Consider the following 9507-nt stretch of genomic DNA (forward strand, 5'->3'; position numbering starts at 1 on the left):
AGCTGATCAGATCGTAGGTTCTTGATTTAGTTCCATTGAATTACGCAACAAAGCCAGTTAACGCTACTTGGAATATCAAAAAGAGGAAATAAAGAACTGAGAACGCTATTTATCCATGCCGCAAGGTCAATTTTATGGAAAGATAAGTCGGTCGAAAAATATTTTGGTTCATGGCTTATTGAGCTTAAGAAGCGAAAATCTTTTAACTTGGCTGTGTGGTGAAAAATTGAAAATACAGGGGCATTTTTTGGAATACTTCCCGATTACTATTTGTTTTCGCTAAGAGCCTAAATTATCGATGAAAAACGCCCCTCTTGAAAGGGGTGTAGATTTGAACACACTGTTTTTACATGAACGCCAAGTTACTCTTATCCAGGAGCACTTTAACTCCAGAATACAGGCTAAAAATGACGAAATTACAGTTAACGGCGATTATCGCTAAAACGCCTCTGTCGGATAGGCGGCACCTGTTCCCAGATGCCTCCCTCCTCAGAACCGTACGTGCAACTTTCACTGCATACGGCTCAAGCCTCCACAAAGGCATCGTTAAGCACCCAGTAACAAAATTACCTTTGCGATACACACTTAAAGCTTTAAAACTGCCCCAATGGCCATTTAATGAATAAGAAACCACGGTTCGCTGTCAGAAGACGCACTGATTTTATTCGAAATCATCATTTGTTTTTCTTCTTTAATAAAGTTCTTCAAGCTATCTCGCAACGGGAGACCAGTTAGAAGTCAGCTCGCTTTCGCGCCAGATATAACCTGTATCTACTTCATTACAAAGTAGCATTCGCTTTTTCTAACCTCCTTTACCTGCATACCTATCGGCAACCTTTACAGGCTGCTTTCCCATAGGGAGATATACAGGCTTGCCCTGTTCCGTATGCCGCATAAAATGTCAACTTAGATGCCCACAATGGTGCGGAGAGTGCAATGACCACGAAAGAGTAATGTCCAATCTCTTCCCGACTCTCGTTGCCTTTTGGCTACAGCGTATTAACCACTTCCGCTGCTTCATCATATAACGCGCCTTAAATGGATTCATTATATTCATCATATTGCCCCCCTAGCACTCACCCGACTTGTGGTTGTCAGGAGGAACGTCCTCTAACGATTCTTCCAGCTCAGTCAACAACCAAGCTTCGTTACATTGTCAGAGCCGCTTCTTTATTCAGGCTCCTAGGGGCATCTGGTAGTACAGATGGTTCACCCTTCGTGGTGAACAACGTTTCATACGACTTCAGGTCGCACGGACATTTCTGAGTTACACGTTTTATTAAATTAATATTTCATGAATTATTTAAGGTCTTGTAAAACCTCTAGCCTAGTGGCCAAATTTACTCACCTACAACACGTTAAAACGAGAATACGGAAAGTCAATAAAAACCCTTATAATATATGGGGTTTTATTAATTCAATTAATATTGAAAGTTATTTTGATAATAAATAATCATTATTATTTTTTTATATTTATCTAGCTGAGCTATAAAAAGACTTCATTTTTAATATATTGACGTCTTTCTAAATGCCTTTTCAAATACTCTGCTCTCAAGGACGTGTCGCGGACAGAGCAGATCGTATGCTCGAGGGCGCAAAGCTCACAGCAAATAAACTTGCTCTATATTATGACATTACACCTAACTACGTAGGGCAACGATCGCCTACGAAATCGGATGATTGGAGTGTTGCACTCCAGGAATCTCGAAAGACCCTCGCTCTGTTGCAGACAAAAATCTCCCATTTACTAGCCACTGGCGATAGCCCTGTCCTATTTGCATCAAATACCTGCTCAGCGAGCTTAGCGACACTGCCCGTTGTTGCATCGACTTTTCCTGACATAAAGGTCCTATGGATCGATGCACACAGTGACTTTAATACCCCTGAAACGACAGAAACCGGTTATCTCGGCGGGATGGTATTGGCTGCTACATGCGGCCTGTGGGATAGCGGTTTTGGCGCGGGAGTTAAACCTAATAATGTTGCTTTAATTGGCGTACATGACATCGATGAAAAAGAACTTAACAACGTTAATAATGCAGGTCTCATGCACTTTCCCCCTTCAACTCTGACGCCAGAGTCAGTCATCAAATTCATTGGTGATTCCAAAGTCTGGGTTCATGTGGATTGGGACGTTATGGACCCGGGGCAGATTTCCGCTGACTTCAAAGTCGAGGGAGGCTTGAAAGTCGCCCAATTATTGGATCTATTCGAGTCACTTCCTAACAACCAAATTATGGGCTTAGAACTTGCTGAGTTCTGTGCAGATAGCCACTCGTCAGTAGCCAATACAGAAGGACTAGATCTCATCATTCAAGCCGTGGATGCGCTATTCAAAAAAAATAAGAGTTTAAGTCATGGAAATCATCAAAACTAACCCTGCGGCTCTTGCGCCTAATGAGCAACATAAAACCTTGTATACACATGCAGAACTGTTGCAAGAACTGAATCAGTTTTCAAACTGGAAGAAGGAAGCGTGGGAAGAATTCAGTAAGAGAGTCAGCGCCCCCTGAGTTCCCTTGCCTGTTTAGCCGCAGAGCGTGGAACTCTAAGACTATCCAAGTGCTGTTTTGTGAGTCGGATGAACACAACACTTACTACCCGTTTTTGCATGGACTGATTGCTTATACGGACATGTTGAATTCCACTCCAGTTAATAAGCGTATGTTCTCGCCATTAGTGGTGTTTTTTTCTCCGGACCTTTCACTTTCAATGGCACCGCACAAGCTTGGTTGGGAAGTCTTAAATTGGACGCATGAGCACGATGTCGCTCAATGGCCTAGGCATATACCTATCGACCCCGAGGCATCTAAATGGACATACTGCTTTAATGGTGTCGAACTGTTTATCAACATGAGCTCAGACAAGCATCAAGTGCTTAGAAATCGGAATCTCGGCTCACGCCTTAATTTTGTGATTAACGCAAGGGAGGTCTTTGACATGGTCGCTAATGGTGAAACGAAAGGTGGCAGGCAGGCTCGAGAGCGTATTCGAAATCGTGTCAAAAAATACAACAACGGAGTGATGCCAACTGAGTTGGGGTTTTATGGAGAAGAAGAAAACCTCGAATGGCGTCAGTATCAGTTGCAAGAAGCTAGTGTGAAACGACCAAGACTGTGTCCCTTCAAATAAAAACTAACGAGAGAACGTAGATGCCTTTATATAACTCAATAACAGAAACTGTTGGATGCACTCCAATTGTCAAACTAAACAATCTTGCTCCAAAGGGAGTCGAGGTTTATGTCAAAGTGGAGTCTTTCAACCCAGCTGGTTCAGTCAAAGATAGGCTTGCACTCTCAATCGTGTTAGACGCTGAAACAAAAGGTTTGCTCAAGAAAGACGACACAATTATTGAATGCACTTCAGGTAATGTTGGAATTGCCTTGGCCATGGTTGCCGCAGCCAGAGGATACAAATTTATCGCCGTAATGGGGGATGGATATTCGCTAGAACGCAGGAAGCTAATTCGCGCTTACGGTGGTGAAGTCATCTTGTTCCCAAGTGAACAAGGTAGTAGCGGCGGTAATCGAATTGCCGACCAGCTTGCAGCTCAGAATGGATGGTTCAGACCCCGCCAGTTCGATAATCCAGCTAACCCTGCTTATCATCGTGAAACGACAGCAAGTGAGATACTCAGTGATTTTTCTGGTAAGCGTTTGGATTACTTTGTCACAGGCTTTGGTACAAGCGGAACTCTTACGGGTATTGGACAGATGCTGAAGGTGGCACGACCGGAGGTTGAAATTGTCGTCCCAGAACCTAAAGGTGCTCAGATCCTCGCAAAGGACCAATGGAAAGTTCACCCCATCCAAGGTTGGACCCCAGATTTCATACCAAGTGTGCTGGATAAGAGTGTGGTGGATAACCTTGTCACTGTTGATGGAAATTTGGGGATCACGACGGCACGTGACTTAGCTCGTCACGAAGGCATTCTTGTTGGTATCTCTGCCGGGGCAACGGTAGCTACAGCTTTAGAAGTGGCTAAATCTGCATCTAAAGGAAGCGTGATATTGGCAATGGCACCAGATACAGGAGAAAGATATTTGTCTACTGAGTTGTTTGATCAACTTGGTAATGAAGAAACGGACCCTTTTATTACAACTTGGAGCGAAGAGTCTATAACAGCTGAATGTAATGCATAGTTCACCCTCTAAATACTGGATTTATGTTAATAGTACACGTGACATGTAAACGCTATCAACGATAATTATCAACGAAAGGAATACTCGTATGGAAAAACGAATTTCATTAAGTGTGTTGGCGTTGGTCATGTTCTGTGTGACCTACTCTGTAAACCTTCAAGCACCTCTTTACAGTGTTTATGCCGAAAACAGTAACATGGGCCCCGCGGCGGTCGCCATCGCCTTTGCTGCCTATGTATTGGGTCTATTGCCTACTCTATTAATGCTAGGGGGTATTTCAAATAAAGTAGGTAGGAAGCAACCCATATTCCTTGCACTATTGTTAAGTGCGGGGGCAACGGCATTGCTCGTCATTCAGCCAAATTGGACCTCGTTATTTGTCGCAAGACTGCTATTGGGTGTTGCTACCGCCTTAACCACAACCTCAGTCTCAGCGTATATATACGACCTTATTGATGAACGAGAACAAAAATTTGGTACGTTGCTAGTGGCCGCGTCTACGTCGTTGGGGTTTGGTAGTGGTGCACTTGCGACAAGTGTGAGCCTAAACGTAGCTGGCATGACAGTGCTGCCATACAGTTACCTCAGTCTATTTCTACTCGTTTCTTTGTTGTTGTTGCTGGTTCGATTGCCGAGCAACCAAACCATAAAACCAAATCTCAAACTCATTACATTGCCTTGCTTCCCCACCAACACGTGGTCGTATGGTTTAGGCATGATGTTAGCTTGGGCTACAACGGGTATGGTCATCGCAATCGTACCAATACTTCTCAATGAGATGGGTTTAAGCGATTGGACTGGCTTAATGGTTTTCCTATCTATTTGCACTGGTTTTTTGACTCAACACATTGCTAAACGCTTGCACCCAAACTCAAGCCTAATATTGGGATGTTTCTTTACGGTATTTGGGTTTAGCCTCATAGCACTTGGCTACTATCATGAATCTATCACGATCATTCTTTTCGGAGCCAGTTGCACTAGCCTTTCAAGTTATGGTTTCACATATATGGCGGGGCTACTTAAGTTTACGAGTAACCATAACATCGACAAGGCAAGCTCTACGGCTGGCATGTACATCTATTCTTATGTCGGATTTTCGATACCTGTAATTACGTCCGGATTCATAGCGCAGCGCTTCGGTAACTGGATGGCGATACTCAGTTTTCTAACACTTCTACTGGCTCTTTGTTTCATTATTGTCGTCGGAAAGTTGATAGAAGGGAAGAAACAAACTCACTTTATGAAAGTTAAGAGCTAGGAAGGCTGAATGTCAGACTCACAGATTTCGCTCATTACAGGAGCAAACAGAGGGATCGGTTTTGAAATTGCAGCAGAACTTGGCAAGCAAGGTCATAAGGTACTGCTTGCTGGTAGAAAAGCAGCAGCAATTAAAGAGGCTGCTGCTAACCTGAACCTCCAAGGTATCGAAGTCTATTGCTTATGTATGGACATTACCGACGACAAATCTATCAAAGAAGCCGTCCATATCGTTGAAACCTTGTTTGGTAAGGTCGATATACTTATAAACAACGCAGCAATAAGGGTTGAAGAATATGGCACACCGCCGTCTGAACAACCACTCATAAAATGGTTTGAAACGTTCAATACAAATTTGTTTGGTACGGTAAACGTAACCCGCAGCTTTTTACCTTTACTCAAGCGCTCAATGAAAGGAAAAATCCTCAATGTATCGAGCTTATTGGGATCGGTGACGTTACATAGTGACACCAAATCATACGCATACACGGATGAATTTAAATCTCTACCAGCGTACAGTGCCTCAAAAAGTGCCCTCAATTCTTGGACTGCTCACCTCGCCTATGAGCTTCGAGATACCTCGATAACGGTAAATAGCATCCATCCCGGCTATACAAAGACCGACTTAAACGATGGCGATGGGATGTTAACCCCAAAAGAAGGAGCCCTCACAGCGATAAAAGTGGCACTTGATGCTGACAGCTTAGTGAGTGGTCAGTTTATTCACATGGAATCCCTTCTTCCCTGGTAGTAAAAGGAATAGTTAAATGCTCGCAACAAAGAAAGTCGCTTTAGTCTCAGATAGTGATAGCCTAGCTGTCGACTATGATATGCCTTATATTCTGGACGCTTTTAAGCGTACTGACGTGGAAGTTGATGTGATATTTTGGGATAGCCCCAACCACGATTGGGCTATGTATGATGTGGTTGTCCTGCGCTCACCGTGGACCTATATGGAGAAAATTGAGCCATTCATTGAATTTTGCCAACAAGTTGAAAATTGTTCAGTACTGCTCAATCCTCTATCGGTGATCAGATGGAACTCAGACAAGAGTTATTTGAAACAACTCGAGAAGCAGGGTGTCCCAATTGTCCCGACAGAAATCATCTACTCAGAAACTGAGATTCAAGCAGCCGTTGCTAATCTTCAAGATAACTACTGGAAAGTTCACGAAGTCGTGATTAAACCAACAGTTGGTGCCTATTCATTCGGTGTCATTCGTCTGTCCATCGAAGATTTAGACAAAATAACTCAGCATGTGCGTTACCTATTAGGACTAGGTAAGGGCGTCATTATTCAACCATACCTACATACGATTGAAGAGCATGGTGAAACGAACATGATTTACTTTGATCATACGTACTCACATGCGATTAAGAAGGAACCTTTGCTCGCACAACGTGGTGAGACTAAAACGCCGGACATGGAATTTCGCAAGCTAAAAGAAGCGAATAGTGAAGAGAAGGCGTTGGCGAAGCGTATATTGAGGTTAGTACAAAGCAATCTTGGTCTTTCTCAACCACTTCTGTACGCGAGATTAGACTTCATTGAAGGTAAAAATGGTCGGCCGCTGCTGCTGGAACTTGAGATAACCGAACCATCACTAAGCCTACCACTTACGCCTGAATGCGTTGATATATTTGTGCAGTCGATTATTGATAAAGCCCCAAAGCCTGTATATATAAAGGATTCTTTGTAACTGCCCTGGTTACCTATAAGCAGTTAATCGGTCTTCGAACATAATTATAAAGCGGTTCAGAACTTGTCGCCATTTGCTTATATGGGCATCGTCCATTGTACGGAGACATCCTGGATCGCTAAGAAGATCGTCTTCCCTGCCACTTCATCCGTTGGGAATAGCTTACTTTTGTTGACGGCTTTCGAGATAAAAAGTGACGGATAAAAATTTAGCCTATGAAGTTTCTGGACAAAAATAAATCAGTACCTTTGCTAAATTAGAAAGTCATGAATAACTACAGGTATGGAAAGTCACTTAATTTGGTGTCCAGTCTTGGCTGTGCAGATCATTGTCTATCTTTACCATCCTGTTTAATGTATTTGCGATAGGCTCATTATGGTCGCATAACACTCGGTAAACACACATAATGAAAGGAATTTATCTATGATATTTAAAGGAATCAGTGCTTTCCCGATCACCCCGATGTCGGATGAACGAATCGACGTGACCGCTTATAGTCAGATTCTTGGCCGTTTAATTAACGCAAGGGTTGATTCTATATGTGCCTTAGGGTCAACAGGTTTATATCCGTATTTAAACGCATCAGAGAAACATAACGCGATTGCTACAGCAGTTGAAATGGCAGGAGAAATTCCTGTCTTGGCTGGCATCGGGTCGCTACGATTAAGGGATGTGCTTGCTAATGCTGAGCAAGCAGAGCAGCTCGGCGTAAAAGGTCTTTTACTCGCGCCTATTTCTTATCATCGGTTATTCGATGAAGAAGTCTATGAACTCTATCGACGTGTATCGGAGAGCGTTTCGGTACCTATCTGTGTATACGACAACCCAGCTGCTACCCATTTTACCTTTAGTCACGAACTCCATGCTGAGATTGCAAAGCTAAAAATGGTGCAGTCAATAAAGTTCCCTGGTGCGCAATTTGAAGATCAGGGTGGATGCCGAGTTCAAGCTCTCAGAAAACTACTGCCAGGCAATGTAACGATTGGAGTTAGTGGTGACGTATTCGCTTCAAATGGCATTCAAGCAGGATGTGACGTTTGGTATTCCGTCCTAGCAGGTTTGTTCCCACTCACCGCTCTATACTTATTTAAGCAAGCCAAAATTTCTTCCCCTGCGCAAGCGAAAGAACTCTCTCTAAGATATGACAGACTGTGGCAATTGTTCTCAGATAATCTCGGTGCCATGAGGGTGATGGTCAGTGCGGCAGAAATATTAGGCTATGCTGAATCCCCATGTTTACCAACCCCTTTGACAGGATTAGATAGTGAATCCAAGCTCATTCTGCAAGAAATTATCTCAGAGTTAGATCTCGCTTAACACTATATGTAGAGTGAAATTTCTTACGGGATTTTTCGACCCAAAATCAAGATGGCAAGCTTTGGACCAAAACCGTGTCAGTGTTTTTACTAATCTAGCTGCCACGGGTAAAATGTGATCTACCCTGTCAGCACGAAGCTGGACACTTCTGAGTTACGAACCATAGAACATCCTGACTTTGCGGATTACTTCTAGTATTACAACCATACGACCACCCTGCATGTTGTTGGCCAAATGCCCTTATCCACTACAGATGGCAATTGCCGACAACAAAAAACTTATACCTAATAAGTCAAAACCTAAAACACCCTCTTTTAGAAGGTAATATCCAGAAACAATACCAATAATAGGTATAACCAAGATATTTAAGTTAGCTGACATCATCAATATACTTCGGCACTTCTGGTAGGTTATTTCATCGAAGAAGACTACCAGTTCATCTCAATATCTATCTGCCTAGGTTTTATCTTGATAACTAACTAATGTATTAAAGTACCTGCCAAGCACTTTATTAAAATCACTAATATAACCACCTACCGAGGTAGGTGGTTTTGAGAGAGAAATCTAAGACTCAGACGTTTGCCGCTAAGGAACAGAGACACACGATGCGTAAAGATAGTCGTCGCTCGGCATAGTGAGCCCAGAGTGACCATTTCTGAGAGATATATTGGCATAGCCCGGACCACGAGACGTTGATGTCCAGTAATTTATCCTGACTGCCCAGCCACGAGCAGTAAACATATTTCCATTTGTGTTGAATAGTCCCCTTAACTCATTCACAGTAGCTAAACGCCAGTTGGTTCGTCCTGCAATACTCTTGGAATTATATGTGTCACACAATGAATCTGCGTTATTCCAATCGAAAATATAGAAATCCCCAGTAGGACCTGAAGTTCCTATTTCTTGTGTAAAACCTTTATTTGTACTGCCTCCTCTACTATCTAGGAACGTTTTGGATGGTGAATTTGTAAACAATTTCCCACTACCAGTATCGAAGATGTCAAGACATGAAGCTCCCGTACTCCTACATGCATAGACCTCCACGTCCACTGTGTTACTGGTGACTCCGTCTAGGAAAGCCTCAACCGTCG

11 protein-coding genes and 1 pseudogene are annotated in these 9507 nt (G+C 43.0%); 10 read left to right on the top strand and 2 right to left on the bottom strand.

The window, feature by feature from the left end:
• Nucleotides 1-111 precede the first annotated feature (111 nt).
• From AB6D80_RS17750 to AB6D80_RS17790, 9 genes are all read left to right on the top strand, one after another.
• Nucleotides 112-222 (top strand): hypothetical protein, encoded by a 111-nt coding sequence (locus AB6D80_RS17750; protein WP_371695879.1) that lies wholly within the window; start codon nucleotides 112-114, stop codon nucleotides 220-222.
• 185 nt (nucleotides 223-407) lie between these two features.
• Nucleotides 408-626, top strand: coding sequence for a hypothetical protein (locus AB6D80_RS17755; RefSeq protein WP_139137543.1), 219 nt, complete (start codon nucleotides 408-410; stop codon nucleotides 624-626).
• A 956-nt stretch (nucleotides 627-1582) separates the two neighbouring features.
• Nucleotides 1583-2377 carry an arginase family protein gene (locus AB6D80_RS17760; protein ID WP_017100381.1) on the top strand — a complete coding sequence of 265 codons (795 nt, stop codon included), beginning with the start codon at nucleotides 1583-1585 and terminating at the stop codon, nucleotides 2375-2377.
• The gene (locus tag AB6D80_RS17765; RefSeq protein ID WP_017100380.1) at nucleotides 2358-2513 is read left to right on the top strand and encodes a hypothetical protein; all 156 of its coding nucleotides are present in this window, start codon (nucleotides 2358-2360) and stop codon (nucleotides 2511-2513) included. Before AB6D80_RS17760 ends, AB6D80_RS17765 begins: the two co-directional genes overlap by 20 nt.
• A gap of 49 nt (nucleotides 2514-2562) precedes the next feature.
• On the top strand, nucleotides 2563-3132 hold the full coding sequence (locus AB6D80_RS17770) for a YqcI/YcgG family protein (protein WP_240798337.1): 570 nt from the start codon (nucleotides 2563-2565) through the stop codon (nucleotides 3130-3132).
• A gap of 20 nt (nucleotides 3133-3152) precedes the next feature.
• Nucleotides 3153-4142: a cysteine synthase A gene (gene cysK, locus AB6D80_RS17775; protein WP_017100378.1), complete on the top strand. Its 990-nt coding sequence runs from the start codon at nucleotides 3153-3155 to the stop codon at nucleotides 4140-4142.
• Nucleotides 4143-4230: 88 nt separating this feature from the next.
• Entirely contained in the window at nucleotides 4231-5400 is a 1170-nt protein-coding gene (locus tag AB6D80_RS17780; protein ID WP_372189174.1) for an MFS transporter, read from the top strand.
• A 9-nt stretch (nucleotides 5401-5409) separates the two neighbouring features.
• Nucleotides 5410-6150, top strand: a complete 741-nt coding sequence (locus AB6D80_RS17785) for an SDR family NAD(P)-dependent oxidoreductase (protein ID WP_017100376.1) — start codon at nucleotides 5410-5412, stop codon at nucleotides 6148-6150.
• Nucleotides 6151-6166: 16 nt separating this feature from the next.
• Nucleotides 6167-7099 carry a RimK family alpha-L-glutamate ligase gene (locus tag AB6D80_RS17790; RefSeq protein WP_017100375.1) on the top strand — a complete coding sequence of 311 codons (933 nt, stop codon included), beginning with the start codon at nucleotides 6167-6169 and terminating at the stop codon, nucleotides 7097-7099.
• Nucleotides 7100-7108: 9 nt separating this feature from the next.
• Here the strand turns inward: AB6D80_RS17790 and AB6D80_RS17795 are convergent.
• A pseudogene (locus AB6D80_RS17795) lies at nucleotides 7109-7287 on the bottom strand (IS256 family transposase); the annotation flags it as partial.
• 235 nt (nucleotides 7288-7522) lie between these two features.
• Between AB6D80_RS17795 and AB6D80_RS17800 the strand changes: the two are divergent.
• Complete coding sequence (locus AB6D80_RS17800) at nucleotides 7523-8416, top strand: dihydrodipicolinate synthase family protein (RefSeq protein WP_017100374.1); 894 nt, start codon at nucleotides 7523-7525, stop codon at nucleotides 8414-8416.
• Nucleotides 8417-9001: 585 nt separating this feature from the next.
• Here the strand turns inward: AB6D80_RS17800 and AB6D80_RS17805 are convergent.
• The gene (locus tag AB6D80_RS17805) at nucleotides 9002-9466 is read right to left on the bottom strand and encodes a DUF1566 domain-containing protein (protein WP_339385035.1); all 465 of its coding nucleotides are present in this window, start codon (nucleotides 9464-9466) and stop codon (nucleotides 9002-9004) included.
• Between the last annotated feature and the right edge of the window lie 41 nt (nucleotides 9467-9507).

It is taken from the genome of Vibrio sp. 10N.247.310.17, assembly GCF_041466605.1.
Lineage (GTDB): Bacteria > Pseudomonadota > Gammaproteobacteria > Enterobacterales > Vibrionaceae > Vibrio > Vibrio tasmaniensis_A.

What these genes read in the sequence shown, in the direction of transcription:
- AB6D80_RS17785 (WP_017100376.1), top strand. Translation starts at nt 5,410, where the DNA reads ATGTCAGACTCACAGATTTCGCTCATTACAGGAGCAAACAGAGGGATC.
- AB6D80_RS17790 (WP_017100375.1), top strand. Translation starts at nt 6,167, where the DNA reads ATGCTCGCAACAAAGAAAGTCGCTTTAGTCTCAGATAGTGATAGCCTA.
- AB6D80_RS17765 (WP_017100380.1), top strand. Translation starts at nt 2,358, where the DNA reads ATGGAAATCATCAAAACTAACCCTGCGGCTCTTGCGCCTAATGAGCAA.
- AB6D80_RS17755 (WP_139137543.1), top strand. Translation starts at nt 408, where the DNA reads ATGACGAAATTACAGTTAACGGCGATTATCGCTAAAACGCCTCTGTCG.
- AB6D80_RS17760 (WP_017100381.1), top strand. Translation starts at nt 1,583, where the DNA reads ATGCTCGAGGGCGCAAAGCTCACAGCAAATAAACTTGCTCTATATTAT.
- AB6D80_RS17800 (WP_017100374.1), top strand. Translation starts at nt 7,523, where the DNA reads ATGATATTTAAAGGAATCAGTGCTTTCCCGATCACCCCGATGTCGGAT.
- cysK (WP_017100378.1), top strand. Translation starts at nt 3,153, where the DNA reads ATGCCTTTATATAACTCAATAACAGAAACTGTTGGATGCACTCCAATT.
- AB6D80_RS17780 (WP_372189174.1), top strand. Translation starts at nt 4,231, where the DNA reads ATGGAAAAACGAATTTCATTAAGTGTGTTGGCGTTGGTCATGTTCTGT.